This is a genomic window from Methylobacterium aerolatum (assembly GCF_022179085.1).
GTDB classification, from domain to species: domain Bacteria; phylum Pseudomonadota; class Alphaproteobacteria; order Rhizobiales; family Beijerinckiaceae; genus Methylobacterium; species Methylobacterium aerolatum.
Genome location: NZ_BPQE01000012.1, coordinates 1 through 17,722, shown reverse-complemented (window position 1 = coordinate 17,722; position 17,722 = coordinate 1). Strand labels below are relative to the sequence as shown.

The 17,722-nt window shown below is 69.9% G+C and carries 15 protein-coding genes; 4 read left to right on the top strand and 11 right to left on the bottom strand.

The genetic code is table 11. The features are described 5' to 3' along the window. From MFF06_RS09260 to MFF06_RS09245, 4 genes are read right to left on the bottom strand one after another with little or no spacing between them, the layout of a single operon-like run. A complete protein-coding gene (locus tag MFF06_RS09260) occupies nt 1-696 on the bottom strand; it encodes an ABC transporter ATP-binding protein (RefSeq protein WP_238203130.1) in 696 nt (231 codons plus the stop codon). Next, nucleotides 683-1,495 (bottom strand): ABC transporter ATP-binding protein, encoded by an 813-nt coding sequence (locus tag MFF06_RS09255; RefSeq protein WP_238203129.1) that lies wholly within the window; start codon nt 1,493-1,495, stop codon nt 683-685. Before MFF06_RS09255 ends, MFF06_RS09260 begins: the two co-directional genes overlap by 14 nt. 2 nt (nt 1,496-1,497) lie before the next feature. Further along, nucleotides 1,498-2,727: a branched-chain amino acid ABC transporter permease gene (locus MFF06_RS09250; RefSeq protein ID WP_238203127.1), complete on the bottom strand. Its 1,230-nt coding sequence runs from the start codon at nt 2,725-2,727 to the stop codon at nt 1,498-1,500. A 5-nt stretch (nt 2,728-2,732) separates the two neighbouring features. Next, nucleotides 2,733-3,650: a branched-chain amino acid ABC transporter permease gene (locus MFF06_RS09245; RefSeq protein WP_238203125.1), complete on the bottom strand. Its 918-nt coding sequence runs from the start codon at nt 3,648-3,650 to the stop codon at nt 2,733-2,735. 286 nt (nt 3,651-3,936) lie between these two features. On the opposite strand from MFF06_RS09245, the gene MFF06_RS09240 reads away from it, so the two are divergent. Further along, nucleotides 3,937-5,070 carry a branched-chain amino acid ABC transporter substrate-binding protein gene (locus tag MFF06_RS09240; protein ID WP_238203123.1) on the top strand — a complete coding sequence of 378 codons (1,134 nt, stop codon included), beginning with the start codon at nt 3,937-3,939 and terminating at the stop codon, nt 5,068-5,070. A gap of 203 nt (nt 5,071-5,273) precedes the next feature. Here MFF06_RS09240 and MFF06_RS09235 read toward each other — a convergent pair whose 3' ends face one another. Continuing rightward, nucleotides 5,274-5,591, bottom strand: coding sequence for a DUF3862 domain-containing protein (locus MFF06_RS09235; protein ID WP_238203121.1), 318 nt, complete (start codon nt 5,589-5,591; stop codon nt 5,274-5,276). 7 nt (nt 5,592-5,598) lie between these two features. Next, nucleotides 5,599-6,777, bottom strand: coding sequence for an efflux RND transporter periplasmic adaptor subunit (locus MFF06_RS09230; RefSeq protein WP_238203120.1), 1,179 nt, complete (start codon nt 6,775-6,777; stop codon nt 5,599-5,601). Nucleotides 6,778-6,912: 135 nt separating this feature from the next. On the opposite strand from MFF06_RS09230, the gene MFF06_RS09225 reads away from it, so the two are divergent. The 3 genes from MFF06_RS09225 to MFF06_RS09215 all read left to right on the top strand — a co-directional run bounded on the left by MFF06_RS09225 (nt 6,913) and on the right by MFF06_RS09215 (nt 12,807). Beyond that, entirely contained in the window at nt 6,913-10,077 is a 3,165-nt protein-coding gene (locus MFF06_RS09225; protein WP_238203119.1) for an efflux RND transporter permease subunit, read from the top strand. Nucleotides 10,078-10,386: 309 nt separating this feature from the next. Further along, nucleotides 10,387-11,670 carry a YjgN family protein gene (locus MFF06_RS09220; RefSeq protein WP_370876732.1) on the top strand — a complete coding sequence of 428 codons (1,284 nt, stop codon included), beginning with the start codon at nt 10,387-10,389 and terminating at the stop codon, nt 11,668-11,670. A 3-nt stretch (nt 11,671-11,673) separates the two neighbouring features. Then, entirely contained in the window at nt 11,674-12,807 is a 1,134-nt protein-coding gene (locus MFF06_RS09215; RefSeq protein ID WP_238203117.1) for a M48 family metallopeptidase, read from the top strand. A gap of 12 nt (nt 12,808-12,819) precedes the next feature. Here MFF06_RS09215 and MFF06_RS09210 read toward each other — a convergent pair whose 3' ends face one another. The 5 genes from MFF06_RS09210 to MFF06_RS09190 all read right to left on the bottom strand — a co-directional run. Further along, the gene (locus MFF06_RS09210) at nt 12,820-13,839 is read right to left on the bottom strand and encodes a TRAP transporter substrate-binding protein (protein ID WP_238203116.1); all 1,020 of its coding nucleotides are present in this window, start codon (nt 13,837-13,839) and stop codon (nt 12,820-12,822) included. 134 nt (nt 13,840-13,973) lie between these two features. Further along, nucleotides 13,974-14,762, bottom strand: coding sequence for an SDR family NAD(P)-dependent oxidoreductase (locus MFF06_RS09205; protein WP_238203115.1), 789 nt, complete (start codon nt 14,760-14,762; stop codon nt 13,974-13,976). Then, nucleotides 14,759-16,135, bottom strand: coding sequence for a four-carbon acid sugar kinase family protein (locus tag MFF06_RS09200; protein ID WP_238203114.1), 1,377 nt, complete (start codon nt 16,133-16,135; stop codon nt 14,759-14,761). Before MFF06_RS09200 ends, MFF06_RS09205 begins: the two co-directional genes overlap by 4 nt. Nucleotides 16,136-16,137: 2 nt before the next feature. Then, a complete protein-coding gene (locus tag MFF06_RS09195; protein WP_238203112.1) occupies nt 16,138-17,403 on the bottom strand; it encodes a ribulose-bisphosphate carboxylase large subunit family protein in 1,266 nt (421 codons plus the stop codon). 5 nt (nt 17,404-17,408) lie between these two features. Further along, on the bottom strand, nt 17,409-17,722 hold a 314-nt coding region (locus MFF06_RS09190; protein ID WP_238203110.1), incomplete at its 5' end, for an SDR family NAD(P)-dependent oxidoreductase.

The window sequence follows — 17,722 nt, the reverse complement described above, 5'->3', positions numbered from 1 at the left end:
TCACAGGTAGAGGTGCCGGACGGCGTCGGAATCGAGCAGGTCGCGGGCGGTGCCCGAGGCCACGACGCGACCCTTCACCAGCATGACGCCGCGATGGGCGATGGAGAGCGCCGTCTCGGCGTTCTGCTCGATGAGCAGCACCGTCGTGCCCTGGCGGTTCACCGCCGCCACCGTGTCGAAATACTCGTCGATCAGCTTGGGCGAGAGGCCCAGCGACGGCTCGTCCATTACGACGAGGCGCGGTTTTCCGATGAGGGCGCGGGCCAGCGCCACCATGGCCTGCTCGCCGCCCGAGAGCGTTCCGGCCCGCTGGCCGATGCGCTCCCGCACCCGGGGGAACAGCTCCAGCATCTCCTCCAGCCGGGCGGCGAAGCCGGTGCCGCGCTGCGCCTCGAAGCCGAGGCGGATGTTGTCGCGCACCGTGATGTCCGGAAAGAGCCGCCGCCCCTCCGGCACGAAGCCGACGCCCAGCCCGCTCAGCGCCTCGGTACGGAGGCCGGCGATGTCCTGCCCCATGATGCGCACGCGCCCCCGCGCCAGGGGCAGGAGACCGGACAGGGCGCGGAAGGTCGTGGTCTTGCCCGCGCCGTTGGGGCCGAGGATGCAGACGAGTTCGCCCTCGCCCACGGCGAAGGAGACGTCGCGCAGCATCGCCACCGCGCCGTAATTGGTGTCGACGCCCTCAAGCGTGAGCATGGCGCGCGCCCTTCCGGCCGAGATAGGCCTCCTGCACCCGGGGGATCGCGCGCACCTCCTCGTAGGTGCCCTCGGCGAGCTTCTGGCCGTAATCCAGTACCAGCACCCGGTGCGGCAGGGAGGCGACGAGGCGCATGTCGTGCTCGATGATCATCAGCGCGAGGTCCGGCCGCTGCGCACAGAGCGCCCGGATGTCGGCCATCAGCGCGTCGGTGTCGGCATCGTCCATGCCGGAGGAGGGCTCGTCGAGGAGGAGCACCCGCGGCTCGCTCGCCAGCGCCCGCGCGATCTCCAGGCGGCGCCGGTCGGCCTGCGGCAGCTCGGCGGCGGGGCGGTGGCGCTGGGCGTAGAGATCGCGGGAGACGGCCTTCAGCAGGGAGGCGGCGTGCTCGGCCGCCGCGTGCAGCTCCGCCTGGGCGCGGCCCCGGCGCAGGATGGCGTCGAGGAGGCCGCTCTTTATGTGCGCGTGCCGCCCGATCACCACGTTGTCGAGGACCGAGAGGTCGCCGAACAGACGGCTCGACTGGAAGGTCCGCGCGATGCCCCGGCCGACGATCCGGTGGGCGGCCAGGCCGTCGATCCGCTCGCCCGCGAGGTGCACCGACCCCGAGGACGGCCTGTAGAGCCCGGTGATGATGTTGAGGAGCGTCGACTTGCCGGCGCCGTTCGGGCCGATGATGCCGAGGATCTCGCCCTGGCGCAGGGTGAAGTCCACCTCCGCCATCGCCACGAGGCCGCCGAAGCGCATCGTGAGGTTCCGCCCCTCCAGGACGACGGGGGCCGCCGCGGTCGCAGGCATCGTCAGGCTCCGTAGCGGCGCAGGCGCTGCGGGAAGAGACCCTGCGGCCGGATCATCAGGAAGGCGATCACCGTCACGCCGAAGAACAGGATGCGGTAGTCGGAGAAGGCGCGCAGCTTCTCTGGCAGCAGCGTCAGCAGGAAGGCGCCGACGATGACGCCGAGCGTGTTGTCCATGCCGCCCGCGATGACCATCGTCATGATCGTCACCGAGACGAGGAAGGTGAAGTTGTCGGGCGAGATGAAGCCCACGTAGAAGGCGTAGATCGTGCCGGCGAAGCCCGCCAGGAACGCATCGACGGCGAAGGCGAGCACCTTGTACCACGTGGTGTTGATGCCCTGGCAGCGCGCCGCGAGCTCGTCCGCCCGGATCGCGTTCCAGGCGAGGCCCACCGCCGAATCGTGGACGCGCCTCGCGAACAGGATCGCGATCCCGACGAGCAGGGCCGAGAGGTAGTAGAAGTTCGCCTGCGACGGCAGCTCGTAGCCGAGGATCACCAGCGGCGAGGCGAAGGAATGCCCGAAGAGTTCGGGCGCCGGGATGCCGACGAGGCCGTTCGGGCCGCCGGTGAAGTCGAGGTTGTTCAGGAGCTGGTGGATCACGACGCCGAAGGCGATGGTGACGAGCGCCAGGTAGCTCTCCCGCGTGCGCATGGAGGGCACGCCGAGGAGGAACCCGAAGACGGTGGCGACGATGGCCGCCGCCGGCAAGGCGAGCCAGAAGCTCACGTCCCAGTTCAGGGCGAGCAGCGCCGAGGCGTAGGCGCCGATGCCGTAGGAGGCGCCGGTGGCGAAGTTCGGGATGTTGGCGCTGCCGAGCTGGAAGTTCAGCGCCAGCGCCAGCACGGCGTAGAGCTGCGCCAGGACGAGGAGATGCAGGGCGTAGGTGCTCTTCTCCACGACGAAGGGGAAGACGAGCACGATGGCGAGGCCGAGCAGGGTGGCCAAGCGCGCCTGACCGGCGAAGGCCGCCTCGATCCGCGCTTCCCAGAGCGGGCGAGCCTGCATCGCCACGAGGGCGCACCCGAACAGGGCGAGCAGGCCGACGACGACGCGCCAATCCTCGGCCAGCAGGAACTGGCGCAGGAAGAGGGCGCCCGCGATCTCGATCGCCGCGACGAGGGCGATGGCCCGGGGCGCCGTGACGGAGGGAGCGGCATTCGCCGCTGCGGGGCCGGTCGCGTCGGCGACGGCGGCGGGAGGCCCATGCGAGGCGGAGGTCGATGCGGACATCGTCTTCAGACCTTCTCGACGACGGTGCGGCCCAGGAGACCGCTCGGCCGGAACACCAGCACGGCGATCACCAGGAGGAAGACGAAGACCAGCCGGTAGGAGGCGCCGTTCGGCAGGGTCGCCTGCACCAGGGTGTCGATGCCGGCGATGAGCAGGCTGCCGATGATCGCGCCCGGCATCGAGCCGAGGCCGCCGGCCACCGCCGCCGAGAAGCCGATGAGCCCGAGATCGACGCTGAAATCGAACCGGACGATGCCCGCGTAGCCCGCGAAGAACAGGCCGCCGAGCGCGCCGATGGCCGAGGCGATGAAGAAGGTGATGAGGAAGATCCGCTCCGGCGCGATCGCCATGAGGCGGGCGGCGTCGCGATCCTGCGACACGGCACGGATGTGCAGCCCGAGGCGGGTCCGCCCGAGCACCAGGAACAGGCCCCCGACGCACAGGACCGACACGGCGATCGCCACGAGGTTGAACACCGGCACCGCCGTTCCGAACAGGGTGAGGCTTCCGCTGAAGAGGCGGGGAATGGCCTGGGGGTTCGATCCGTTGGGGAACAGGTGGCGGATCAGCTCGCGCAGCACGATGCCCAGCGCCACCGTCGCCACCAGCGCCATCATGGCGGGCGCGTTGCGGAACCGCTTGATGATCGTGGCGTAAAGCACGCCGCCCAGCGCCCCCGTCACCAGCACGGCGAGGAGCGCCGCGAGGGCGAACCCCGCCGGAAGCGGCGCGCCCCCGAAGGCGCCGCCCAGCACCGGCACGATGGCGAGCGCCAGGAACGGCGCGGTCATCGCGACGTCGGCGTGGGAGAAGTGGATGATGTTGAGCACCCCGAACAGCAGGCTGAAGCCGACGGCGATCAGCGCGTAGATCGCGCCGAGGGTGACGAAGTTCAGGAGCTGCTGTGTGATCTGCGCGGCCATGTCTCCCCTCGCCCGATCCTGCGGCCGGCCACGCGGGCGCCGTCTCGTCCCGTGGATCGTAGACCGGGGAGCGGAGGGACAGGGGTTTAATTTTTTGAACCCGAGCTTCGCCGGAGCGAAAGGACCGGGCACCTCCGCCGCCGCCCCGCTGCTTCGGAAAAAAAGCAGCGTGGCTTCCAAACATCCGATTTGCCTGCGGTATCGAAGACCGGATGCTTGAGCGTGGGCCGCCCGGGGGCGCGCCCTTGATCGACCGGCCCGTCGCGGGCGCCTTCAGGAGGGGACAATGCGCTCACGATTCGGGTTTGCCGCAGGCCGGTTCGGGGCCGTCCTCGCCCTGGCGACGGCTGCGGCCTTGGCCGGGGGCACGGGCGCCGCGCAGGCTCAGGAGACGGTGAAGATCGGCTTCATCGGCCCGCTCTCGGGCGGCAACGCCCAGCAGGGCCTCTCCGCGCGCAACGGCTTCCAGCTCGCGATCGACCAGGCCAATGCCTCGGGCCTGCCCTTCAAGATCGAGCCCGTCATCCTCGACGACGCCGCCAACCCGCAGACCGGCGTGTCCGCCGCGCTGAAGCTCACGAACGACAGCCAGGTCGTCGCGGCCACCGGGCACTGGAACAGCGGCGTCGCGCTCGCGACCATCCCGGTCTTTCAGCGGGCCGGGGTCCCGTTCATCGTCTGGGGCGCGATCTCGCCGAAGATCACCGAGCGCAACAACCCGATGGTGTCACGGGTGGTGACGACGCTGGTCAACACCAACGAGCCGCTCGCCGTCTGGGCCGCGAAGGACCTCGGCCAATCCATCGCCATCGTGTCCGATACGAGCGACTACGGTGTGGCCAACACCAAGAACTTCGAGAAATTCTATACGGCGGCCGGAGGCAAGATCGTCGCCACGGAGGCCGCGCCGGTCGGCACCACCGATTTCCGCGCGCTGCTCACCAAGATCAAGGCGCTCTCGCCGGACGCCATCTACTTCGGCGGCGTGGTGACGGAAGCCGCCCTCGTCCGCCAGCAGATGGTGGAACTCGGGATCACCGCGCCGATGATCGGCGTCGATGGTTTCCACGATGCCGAGTTCATCAAGATCGCCGGTCCCGCGGCGGAAGGCACGATCGCCGGCATCGTCAAGGAGAAGGGCAATCCGCAGCTCGCGAAGCTGACGGAGGATTACCGGGCGGCGCACTTCGCCGAGCCCGCGACGACCTATACGAAGAACGCCTACGACGCGGCCAACATCATCGTCGCGGCGCTGAGGAAGGCGGGCACCAAGGACAAGGCCGCCATCGCCAAGGCGATCCGCGAAACGCAATACGACGGCGCCATGGGCCACACCAGCTTCGACGAGAACGGCCAGACCAAGCTTCCCGTCGAACTCGAACTGCGCACCGTCAAGAACGGCAGCTGGACCACCCGATAAGCCTCCTCGCGACGCGCCTCGGCCTCTCGATCGGCGTCGGGAGGCCGAAGGCGATGCCCAGGGGGGTGCCGGTCCCGTGCGAGACCCCCGCCACGAGCGTCCCCGGGGAGACCGGCATGTCGGCGCGGATCAGGGCGCCCCGGCTCGGGCGGGGCCACGCCTGGGCCTTGCCGCAGGTCTGCCCCCGGAAGACCGCAGAACGCTTAGTCTGTGCTGAGCCCGAGTTGCGACTTGTCGGTGAGGTGGCCGTTGCGGAACGTCAGGGTGAGGTTGGCGCCGTAGGTGCCGCGCCCGCGCCAGGAATAGGTCGCGCGCTCCTCGTGGCCGATGGTGAGGTGCGAGACGCGGCGGCCGCCGCAGCCGAGGACGTGCCGGACATGGGCGTAGCTCATCCCATGCTTCAGGGCGGCGTACTGGCCGCCGTCGACCCGGCAGGAGGCTGCGCCGGGGGATCGGGCCGCGCCGGCGGCCGAGGCGGCGAGCAGCAGGGCGAGCGACAGGGGAAAGAGGATCCGGTTCATCGCCGCCTTACCCCGGCTGCCCGGAGGCGGCGCCGTTCACGGGCGCGGTGCCGGGCGAGGCGGCGTCCTGGACCTTGGTCTCGACCTTGAGATCCTGGCGCATGTCCTGGATGTGGTCCGTCACCACCTTCTCGCCGGGCTTGAGGCCCGCGACGATGGCGGTGTTCTCCCCGAAGCTGTCGCCGGTGGTCACCGGCTTCTGGTGCACCACGCCCTGGTCGTCGACGACGTAGACGATCTGCTGGGCGAGTTGCGCCGAGAGGGCGATGGTCGGGATGAGAACCTTCTCCTCCGTCCCGGTCTTCACCCGGGCCCGCACGAACTGGCCGGGGAGGAAGCGCTCGTCCTGGTTCGGCAGGAGCGCGCGGACGAGACGACGGGCCGTGCGGGGATCGAAGCGGTTGTCGAGCTGGTAGATCCGCGCCTCGCGCACCGGCTTGCCCGCCTCGTCGAGCACCTCGACCATCACCGGGCCGCCCTGCATGGCCTCGCGGACGGTCTCGGAATCCTCCGAGGACAGGGCCATCTGCACGTCGATCGGATCGAGCTGGACCACCGAGACGAGCTGCGTCTGGTTCTCGATCACGAGGTCGCCGGGATTGATGATCGACAGGCTCGCCCGCCCATCGAAGGGGGCGTTCACCGTCGCGTAGTCGAGGTTGAGGTTCTGCCGGGCGATGGCCGCCTCCGCCTGCTGCACCTGGGCGCTGGCCCCGGCGGCGTTGGCCTGCAACTGCTGGAGCCGCTGCTCCGAGGCGTAGCCCTTGTCGGCGAGCGTATCCGTCCGGCTCACCTCGGCCTGGGCGAACTGCAGCTGCGACTTCGCCTGCGCCTCCTGGGCCTTGGCCTGGGCCAGGGACACCTCGAAGGGGCGGGGGTCGATGCGGAACAGCACCTGTCCCTTCGTCACGTGGCTCCCCGGCTCGAAGGGCCGCTCCATGACGTTGCCGGTCACCCGCGCCTGGAGCGCCGCATCCTGCGGGGCGATGATCGTGCCCGTGTAGGTGAAGGTGATGGGCACCGCCTCCCGGTGCGCCTGCGCCACCGTCACGGTCATCGGTGGCTCCTCGGCCTTGGCCGGGGGCTTCGATCCCGTCAGCGAGGCCACGAGCGCGGAGGGAGCGGGCCGTCCGGCCAGCCACCAGCCTCCGCCCGCGAGCACCACGAGGGCCGCGGCCCCGATCACACCGTATCTCGCCCCCGCCTGCACGTGGATCGCCCCCTCCGAGGCGCCCCCGGCGCCGGACCGGACAGGGAACACGCGAAATTGACTGGCGTTGCATGCCCGGTCCTCGCGACCACTGTCGATTGCCGAGGACCGATGTTCGCCCGCTTCGTCGACCGGCCCGTTCTGGCGGGCGTGATCTCGGTGCTGATCACCCTGATCGGCGCGGTGGCCGGGCTTACCCTGCCGATCGCGCAGTTCCCCGAGATCGCCCCGCCGATCATCAACGTCCAGGCGACCTATCCCGGCGCCAGCGCGCAGCAGGCCTACGACGCGGTGACGACGCCGCTGGAGCAGGAGATCAACGGCGCGCAGCACCTCCTCTACATCGCCTCGACCAGCAACACCGACGGCAGCGTCAACCTCGACGCGACCTTCGAGATCGGCTCCGACCTCGACGCCGCCGCCGCCGAGGTGCTGACCCGCGCCAACCGCGCGGAGGCGAAGCTCCCGGCCTCGGTGCGCTCGCAGGGGCTGGAGATCCAGAAGAGCACGCGCCAGCAGCTCGGCAACATCGTCCTCTATGCCGAACCGGGTTCCCCCTACGACGAGCTGTTTCTGGCGAACTGGGCCGAGACGCAGGTGATCAAGCCCCTGCGCCGGGTGTCCGGCATGGGGCGGATCCAGAACTTCTCCCAGAAGCGCTACGCCATGCGGCTTTGGCTCGATCCGGTGAAGATGGAGGCGCTGGCGCTCAGCCCGGACGCGGTGATCAAGGCGGTGAGCCAGCAGAACGAGCAGATCACGACCGGATCCCTCGGCAAGCCGCCGACCGACGGGAAGCCGACGCCCTTCGAGTTGCAGGTGGTGACGCAGGGGCGGCTGAGCCAGCCGCAGGAATTCTCCAACATCCTGCTGCGGGCCAACCCGGACGGCTCGGTGGTGCGGGTCCGCGACGTGGCGCGGGTGGAACTCGGCTCGGAGCAGTACGGCGTTCGCTCCAGCTTCGACGGGAAACCCTCGGCGACGCTCGGCCTCTACCAGACGCCCGGCGCCAACGCGGTCCAGGTCATGGACGGGGTGAAGGCCACGATGGAGGAACTCGCCCGCCGCTTCCCGCCGGGCCTCAAGTACAAGATCGCCCTCGACCGGACCGAGTTCGTCCGCGAGGCCATCACCGAGGTGGTGCACACCCTGTTCGAGGCCCTCGTCCTCGTCATCGTCGTCACCTACCTGTTCCTGCAGAACTGGCGGGCCACGCTCATCCCCTCCATCGCGGTGCCGGTGGCGCTGGTGGGCACCTTCGGGCCGATGGCGCTGCTCGGCTTTTCCTTCAACACCCTGAGCCTGCTCGGCATGGTGCTGGCGGTCGGCCTCGTGGTCGACGACGCGATCATCGTGGTGGAGAACACCGAGCGCCTGATGGACGAGGGGATGGAGCCCCGCGAGGCGTCCCGCGAGGCGGTGAACGAGGTGGCGGGCCCCGTCATCGCCACGACCCTGGTGCTGGCGGCCCTGTTCGTGCCGGTGGCCTTCATCCCGGGTCTCACGGGCCAGCTCTACAACCAGTTCGCCCTCACCATCGCGATCTCCGTGATGATCTCGGCGGTGGTCTCCCTCACCCTCACCCCGGCGCTCTGCGGCCTGATCCTGAAGCACCGGCCCGAGGGGTCGGGCGGGCACGGCAGCCGATGGAAGGCGCCGCTGCGCTGGTTCAACCGCGCCCTGGAAGCGAGCGCGGACGTCCTCACCCGGGTCATCGGCGCCCTGAGTCGTCACCTCGTGGTGGTCGGCATCGCCTTCCTCGCCTTCGCGGCGCTCACCGTCCTTCTCGTGATGCAGCGCCCGACCGGCTTCGTGCCCAACGAGGACCAGGGCTACTTCTTCGCCGACGTCGCCCTGCCCAAGGGCGCCTCCGTCGCCCGCACGGACGCGATGGTCGAGCGCCTGGGCAAGGCCCTGCGGGACATGCCCGAGGCGGACCACACGATCGGCGTGGTGGGACGCAGCATCCTCGCGGACGCGGTGGCGCCGTTCTACGGCTTCCAGATCCCGGTGCTGAAGCCCTGGGGCGAGCGCGCGGCCTCGGCGGACGACATCATCGCCCGCGTCCAGAAGGAGTTCCGTCGCGACCCCGCCGGACAGGTGCGGGTGGTCAACCCCTCGCCCCTTCCGGGCCTCGGCACCCGCAGCGGCCTGACGCTCGAGATCCAGGACCGCAGCGGCGCGGGCGGCCTCAAGCTCGCCCAGGCGGCCCAACGCTTCATCGACGAGATGACGAAGAGCCCGAACGTCGCCCAGGCGCTTGCGACCACGAGCTACGGTGTGCCGCAGATCCGGCTGGAGATCGACAGGGCCAAGGCCGAGCAGCTCGGCGTGCCGCTCCAGAACCTGTTCGACGCGCTCGGGACCTATGTCGGATCGAGCTTCGTGAACCTCTTCAATCGGTTCGGTTTCGTCTATCAGGTCTACGTGCAGAGCGAGGCCGCGGGCCGCCGCACCATCCAGGATCTCGAGGCCCTCCCCGTGCTGAACGGAAGAGGGGAGCCCGTGCGCATCGGCTCCCTGGTGCGGGCGGAGTTCACCACCGGCCCGACGGCGGTCCTGTCCTACAACACCTACCCCGCCATCGAGGTGGCGATCGAGGTGGCCGAGAGCGCGAGTTCCGGCACCGTGCTCAAGGAGGTCGAGGCGCTGGCCAAGGACCGCCTTCCCAGCGACTTCGCCGTGGAGTGGACCGATGTCGCCTATCAAGAGAAAGTGGCGGGCGGCTTCGCGCCCCTGATCTTCGGGCTGGGCGTGCTGATGATCTTCCTGCTGCTCGCCGGGCAGTACGAGTCCCTGCGACTGCCCTTCGTGATCCTGCTCGCGACGCCGATCGCGATCTTCGGCGCGGTGGGGTCACTGGCCCTGCGCGGCCTCGCCCTCGACATCTTCGGGCAGATCGGCCTCCTGCTCCTCGTGGGGCTGGCAGCCAAGAACTCGATCCTGCTCGTCTCCTTCGCGGAGGACCTGCGGCGGCAGGGGGAGGACGCCCTCAAGGCGGCCCAGGACGCGGCGCGCCTGCGGATGCGGCCGATCCTCATGACCTCCTTCGCCTTCATCATGGGCTCGATCCCGCTCGCCATCGCCAGCGGCGCCGGGGCGAACGCCCGGGTCTCCATGGGCACGGTGGTGATCGGCGGCCTGATCGTGGCGACCTTCATCACCTTGTTCATCACCCCGACCTTCTACGTCGCCTTCGAGCGTCTGTTCGGCGCGAAGAAGCCCGCCGCCGGGGCGGTTTCAGGCAAGTCCGGTGGCGTTCAACCGGCCGAGTGAGCGTCGGCGGGAGGTTTTTTTCCAAGGAGGTGTTTCCACGAGGACGCGACCCGTCCCTGGCGTGTCGCACCGAACAGCGAGACCGCAGCGCACGTCTTGTGCGCCGTTCAACCTCTCACGGGAGCCCACCGGCACAAGTTTTCAACCCATCGATCACGAAGCATTTGTCTTGGAGACATACTCAGATCGTTTACCCCAACAGCAATTCCTGACCGTTGGACGTCAGATCGAGCAGGTATTTCAACCGCTCGGAAAGCGCTCCGTTCGATACTTCCCGGGCGCAGAAACTTACGCGATGTCGGCGGTCCCATGCCTCTTGCACTCACAACGCGACCGACGACGGATGGCGGCGGCTCTCTGCCACCCCCGGCGACGGTGACCTTCGACAAGCGGCTTGGGGGGCTGTTCGGGTTGGCGCTGAAGGGGCTCCTGCTCTCCCTCGCGACATTCGGCATCTATCGGTTCTGGTACATCACCGACTTGCGCCGGTTCTTCTGGGAGCGCACGCAGGTCGATGGATCGCCCGCCGAGTACACCGGCACGGGCAAGGAGCTGTTCCTCGGCTTCCTCGTCGCCCTCGCGATCCTGGTTCCGACCTACATCGCCGTGTTCGCCCTCTCGCTGGTCGTGCCCGCCCTCGCGCCGTTCTCGTCAGTCGTCTCCATCGTCGCCCTCTATCTGCTCGGGCAGTTCGCGCTCTTTCGTGGACGCCGCTACCGGGCGATGCGGACGCTGTGGCGCGGGATCCGCTTGGGGCAGGACGGTTCGGGCCTCGTCTACGCGGCGCGCGCCGGCGGGTGGATGCTGCTGACGCTGTGCACGGCGGGCCTCGCCTTTCCCTTCATGCGCGCGAGCCTCGAGCGCTACCGGATCAACCATACCTTGATCGGTACGAGCCGCATGCAGTCCACCGCTCGGGGACGCAGCATCCTCGGCCCCTGGTTGCTGCTCTACGTCGTCGGGCTGGGACCGCTGATCGCGCTCGGCATCGCCTTCCTCGTCGCGTCCGACTTCTCTCTGCCCCAGAACCTCTTCGTGCCGAAGCCCGGCGGCAAGGCGGGGCAGACCATCGTCAACCCCGCCTACGCGGCCTTGCAGCTCGGCCTCACCCTGAAGATGCTCGCCACGGTCTGCGTGCCGGCGGTGCTGCTGCTGATCCCCTATTATCGCGCCAGGGAAGCGCGGGCCTTCATCGACGCCGCGAGCCTCGGGCGGGCCCGGCTTCGCTCCACCCTGCGGGCGCGGCAGTTCTACGGGCCGTATCTTCTCTACATGCTGTCGGTCGCGGGCGTGCTGCTCGGCCTCGGCCTCCTCGTGGCGTCGTTCTTCGTGGCCAAACCGGCGCCCGGTGGCTTCGGCCCCTCGTCGCTGCTCCTCATCCCGGCCTATCTCGGCCTGATGCCCCTCTTGGTGGCTCTCTACGTGCGGGTGGTGCAAGCCAAGCTGTGGGCCGCCGTGGCGACCAGCACGGCCGTGACGGATCCGGAGGTCCTGCACGAGGTCGTCGCCTCCGCCCGGAAGGCGGGAAGCGGCCTGCAGGAAGGGCTCGCCGATGCCCTCGATGTCGGCGGTGCGCTCCAAGTCGGCTTCTGACCGGTGACAGCCGATCCGATCCCGGCCGCGACCGTGCCGATCACGGCGGAAGGTCGCTTCTTCGACGGTCTGAGCGCGCTGCCCCACCCCGTGACGGTGCAACTCACCGATCGCTTCCGGGTGTCGGGCTCCGCTCTCCACCGGGACTGGGACCCCCGTGACCTGCGTGCCACCGTGTCCGTGCCGCCCCTGATGCGGGTCGGCCCGGCCGGGGAGTCGAGCGGCGTCGAGTTCTCGGACGACACGCTCTCCGCCGCCCTCGCGGCCCGCTGCCCGAACCTCCACCGCCGGGACGATCCGGGCGGCACCGTGCGGCTCGTGTTCTGGTCCATCGCGGCCGGCTTGGCGGTGCTGCTCGTGGCGGTCTTCGGCATGCCTCGCATCGCGGGCCTACTGGTCCCCCTGGTTCCAGACGCGGCCGAGTCGCGGCTCGGAGCGATGGCGGAACCGCAGTTCCTGAGAATCCTCGGCGATCCAGGGTCTTGCACGGCACCGGCCGGCCGTGAGGTTCTCGACGGGCTCGTCGCCCGCTTGGTCGCCGCGGCGGGACCCGGAGGTTCGCTGCCACCGGACCTCAGCGTCAGCGTGCGGCGGCACGGCATGGCGAACGCGTTTGCGCTGCCGGGAGGCCGTGTGATCGTGCTCTCCGGCCTGATCACCCGCGCCCGCACCCCCGACGAAGTCGCGGCGATCGTGGCGCACGAACTCGGCCATGTGCGGGGGCGCGATCCGACCCGCTCGCTGATCCGGGCCTCCGGCACGTCGTTCCTGCTCAGCCTCGTCCTGGGCGACCTGACCGGCTCGACGATCATCGTCGGGCTCGGCAACGCCCTGCTCTCGGCCGGCTACAGCCGCGACACGGAACGGGCCGCAGACGCCTTCGCGGTCGATGTGATGGCGAGGGCGGGCGGCAACGGCGCGGCCCTCGCCGACATCCTGGAACGCATCGCCGGGGACGAGAAGGGTGGCTTGAGTGAAGCGCTCGCCATTCTTCGCAGCCATCCGCTCACCCGCGAGCGCGCCGCGGCGATCCGCGCGCAAGCGGGTCTCGCTCCCCCTGGACGGGCGATCCTCTCGGGAGACGAGTGGACCGCCCTTCGAGGTCTCTGTGCGTCGGAGACGCCCGCGCCGCGCTGAGCGATCCGCCGCTCAGGCGAGGGGGCCGGTGCTCTCCTCCAGGATGCCCCAGGCCTCCGGGCCGAATTTCTGTTTCCAGGTCTGATAGAAGCCGGCCTTGCTCAGGGTGGCGCGGAAGGGGGCCGGATCGACATCGTTGAAGATCAGGCCCTTGGCCGCGAGATCGGCCTTCAGGGCCTCGTTCTGGCGGGCGACATCCTCGCGTTGCGCCATCGCGGCGGCGTCGATCACGGTCGAGAACGTCCGCTGCAGGTCCGGGGGAAGCTGGCCCCAGGCCCGACGGTTCATCAAGAACCACCAGCCGTCCCACATGTGGTTCGTCAGTGAGCAGTGCTTCTGCACCTCGAAGAGCTTCGCCGCCGAGATGATCGCCGGCGGGTTTTCCTGCCCGTCCACCACCTTGGTCTGGAGTGCGGAATAGACCTCCGCGAAGTTCAGGCTCGTCGGCGAGGCGCCGAGACCCTGGAACAACGAGGTCCACAGGGCGCTCACCGGAACGCGGATCTTCAGCCCGTTGAAATCCTCCGGTTTGAGGATGGGCCGCGTGCTCGTCGTGACCTGACGGAAGCCGTTGTCCCAGATCTTCTCCTGGACCACCAAGCCGGTCCTGGCGATCTGGGCTCGAAGCCATTCACCGAGTTTCCCGTCCATGGCCTTCCAGAGAGTCGGGTAATCCTTGAAGGCGAAGCCGACGCCCGAGATGGCGGCCGCCGGCAGCATGGTCGAGAGGACGTTGACCCCCGACAGGGAGAAGCATTCGAGTGCCCCGGAACGGAGCTGCGAGAACATGTCCGCGTCGCCGCCGAGCTGGTTGTTGGGGAACATCCGCAACTCGACCCGGCCGTTCGTGGCTTCCATCAGCGCCGCCGCCGCCTTGCGCCCGTGGACGTTGAGGGGGTGGGAATCGGGGACGTTCGTTCCCCACTTGAAGCTGAACTCCGCCGCCTTGGCGTAGCGGAGCGGGGAGCCGACGCCGATCGTCGCCGCCGCGCCGAGCACCGCCACGCGGCGCCGGGTGAAGGTCTTGCCCATCGTCTCCTCCGGTTGTTGTTGTGTCGTCCGGTCCCGCCGCCGTCATTGCGAGGGCGGGACAGCAATCCCGGGATCCGCCTCGTCCGGGGATCGCCCGCTGGGCTGGATCGCTCCGCGTCCGCTCGCGGGGAGGGTCAGGCCGGCGCGTCGCGCGTGAACATCAGCCCCGCCTCGCGGAACCCACCGTCCACGTTGAGGGTGTGGCCGTGGATGTACCGAGCCTCGTCCGAGCACAGGAACACCGCCGCGTCGGCGATCTCCTCCGGCGTGCCGTAGCGGACCATCGGGATCAGGCGGCCGTAGGCGGCCCGGGTCGCCCGGTCGTGCATGATCCTGGCGATGTCGGTCTCGATGGCGCCCGGCGCGATGTTGTTGACGTTGATGCCGTGCTCGGCGAGTTCCACCGCCATGACCTTGGTGAGGAGTTCGAGCCCGGCCTTCGACGCGCCGTAGGCGGCCCGGCCGTTGGCGCCCCGCTGGCCCGAGAGGGAGGCGATGTTGACGATCTTGCCGCCCTCCCCGGTCCGAACCATCTCGCGGGCGACGCCCTGCGCCACCAGGAAGGCCCCGGTGAGGTTCACGCCGACGATCCGGTTCCAGTCCTCCAGCGTCGTCTCCAGGAACGGCGTGTTGGCGCCGATCCCGGCATTGTTCATGAGGATGTCGATCCGCCCATGGGCCTCGATGATGGCGGCGATCATCGCCGCGACGGAACCGGATTGGGCGACGTCCACGGCCAAGCCCATCGCCTCCGCACCGAGTTCGGCGGCGGCGACCCGGGCGCCCTCTCCGTTGAGGTCCGCGATGACGACCTTCGCCCCCTCCCGGGCGTAGGCGCGGGCGACCGCCTGCCCGATCCCTCGCGCGCCCCCGGTGACGAGGGCGATCTTCCCGTCGAGCCTGCCCATCCTGTCCTCGCTCATGTCCGGCGCCCTCCCCGCTTCACGGCCTGAAGAAAATCGGGTCGCCCGACCTGTCCGCCCTTGAGGGCGATCTCCAACCCGTCGAGCGGGCAGTCCTCGCCATGGGCCCGGCAGAGGGGTGAGCCCGGATCCAGGGGGCCGATGGCGGTGAGCGCGTCGATGCCGAGTTGCGCCGCCGCCCGGCCCGACGTGTCACCGCCGGAGATCACCGCGCGGGTGAGCTTGGCCTGGAGGATCGTGCTGCGCAGGATCCGCCCCAATCCGGCTCCGAGCCGCTCGTTGACCTGCTCCGTGGGAAGGCCCGCGGTGCGGATCGCATCCTTGAAGGCCGGGACGGCGGGGTCGTCGGGCCCGGCCGCGCTGTAGACGAGGGGATCGTGCCCTTGCCCGATCGCGGACAGGGCCTCCTCCGTGGCCCGTCCGGTCTCCCGCTCCCAGGCGACGGGATCGACGACGAGGCGGGCGTCGAGGCGGATACCCGCGAACCCGTTCTCCAGGGCATGGGCGATCTGCCCGGCGGTGACCGGCGAGACCGAGCCCGAGACGCAGGCGATGCGCCCGACCGGACCCGGCGACGGCGGCGTCGCGTCCGTCGCCAGGAGCCCCGCCTCCCGCCAATAGGCGACGAGGGCCGCCTCGACACCCTGCGAGCCGAGGGTGAAGGCGGGGACACCGCCCCGCTCCCAGATCAGGCGCCCCGCCTCGATCAGCGTCTCAGCGTCCAGCACGTCGAGGGAGACGATCTCCGTGCCCCCGGCGCGCGCGGCGTCGAGGCACGCCTCGGCCTCGCCCCGCTTCATCGCCACGAAATCGACGAGACCGATGCGCCGCTCCGTCTGCCGGGCGAGGTGACGGCCGAGGTCGGCCTCGTCCATCGGCGTCGAGGGATGGCGGGCCATGGTCGGGTGGCGGTCGAGGCGGAAGCCGGTCCCGCCCGCCATGGCGAAGAGGTGGCCGAAGCTCTGGTAGCGGCCCATGCCGGGGTCGGCCACGACCATCGGAGTCCACTCGGGCCGGAAGATCGGCAGCGCGAGGTCGGCGGCCTTGCCGATGGAGCCCGTGGTGGGGGACGAGTCGAAGGTCGAGCAGACCTTGTAGTGGGCGACCGGCGCGCCGAGCCCGGCGATCAGCCGGAAGACCTCCGGCAGATGCGCCTCCATCCAGGCGGGGGATTGCGCCCGGGCGGTCCCGGCGATGCCGATGGCCCGCATCGCGGTGAAGGCCGCGAGCCGGTGCGGCGCGGGCGATTCGAGGAACAGCACCGTCGGCAGGCCGGCGAAGGCCAGCACCTCCATCGCCGCGGACGACCCCGTGAAGTCGTCGCCGTAGAAGGCGACGAGGGGGCCGTCGGGCAGGGGGCGGGCTCCGATCACCGTCAGGGCTCCAGGGCCTGGGCGAGTTCGGGGTGCGACAGGGCGTGGGTCTTGAGGGGAATGTCGGCCACCGCCGCCTCGTAGGCCTGCCGCAGGGCCATCACACCCGCCCCCGGCCCGCCCGGATGGGCGACGATGCCCCCGCCCGCCGTCACGATCAGGTCCGTCGTGCCGAGGGCGCGGTAGGTGCCCGGCGCCTGCTTGACCGTTTGGCCGGAGGAGAAGACCGGCATGGCGAGACACGGCTTGTCCGGGAACAGCGGCGTCAGGCAGGCACAGGCCGAGGCGACGACGCTCTCGTCCTCCTCGAAGAACTTGTTGGACAGCCCGTTCACATGCATGTGGTCGGCGCCGGCCAGCCGCCAGATCTTCTGCCAGGGCACGTAGGAGAAGCCGAGGAGCGGATGCCGGGTCAGCGCCCCCCAGCCGTTGCGGTGGGCGTGGATCGGCAGGGCGCTCATCCGGCCGAGTTCGATCATGCCGACGAGGCCGACCGCGTGGAGGCTCGCCATCAGGCAGGTGGCCCCTTCCGCGACCAGAAGGTCGTGGCGGCGGCGCATCTGGTCGAGGTCGCCGGTGAGGTTGAAGGCGACCATCACCTTCTTGCCCGTCCGGTCGGCATGGGCGTTCACCACCCGCATCACCGCCTTGACGCGCTGGTCGAAGGGGCAGTGCGGCCCATCCGCCTGCAGTTCGTCGTCCTTGATGAAGTCGATGCCGCCGGCGCACAGGGTGGCGACCAGGGCGGCGGTCTCCTCCGGGCCGAAGCCGACACTCGGCTTGATGATCGTGCCGATCACCGGACCCGTGGCGACCCCGGAGAGCCGCCGGGTTCCCGCGATGCCGAAGCGTGGGCCGGGATAGGCGTCCGCGAAGGCCTGCGGCAGGCGGATGTCGAGGAGGCGCAGGCCGGTGAAGGCCTGGAGTTCGAACAGGTTGCCGGCCACCGTGGCCATCAGGTTCGGCAGGGAGGGGCCGACATTCTCGATCGGCCAGGACAGCGTCGCCCGTGCCCGGCGGATGTCGGCACCGGCCTTCAGTCCGGTGGTCGGGAGGGAGGGCGTCTCGACCCGCTCGTCCAGCAGGTCCAGGCGCTCGACCCGGGCGGCCGAACGGGCCTTCAGTTCCGGCGTCTCGCCGGGGACCGGGACGAAGGTCCCGCTCGATTGCTCGCCGGCCATGGTCTCGACGGCGCGGCGGGGATCGCCCACCGTCTCCACGAGGTAGTCCGCCTCGATCCGAAGCGGCGGGAGGGTCAAGGTGCTCAAGGGGATCACGCTGCTCTGCAGGAGAGCCCGCCATCGACGGGCAGGCTGACGCCGGTGATGTAGGCGGCCTCGTCGGAGACGAGGAACAGGGCGGCTTTCGCGATGTCCCAGGCGGTGCCCATCTTGCCCGTGGGGCAGGCGGCGTCGCGCGCCCGGACCATCTCGTCGGCGTCGGCGTACTGCTCGGAGATCTGCTGGTGGATCAGGGGGGTGTTCATCAGCCCCGGCATGATCGCGTTCACGCGGATGCCCTCCTTCGCGTATTGGAGGGCGAGCCCCATGGTGAAGCTGTTCACGGCCGCCTTCGCCGCGTGGTAGG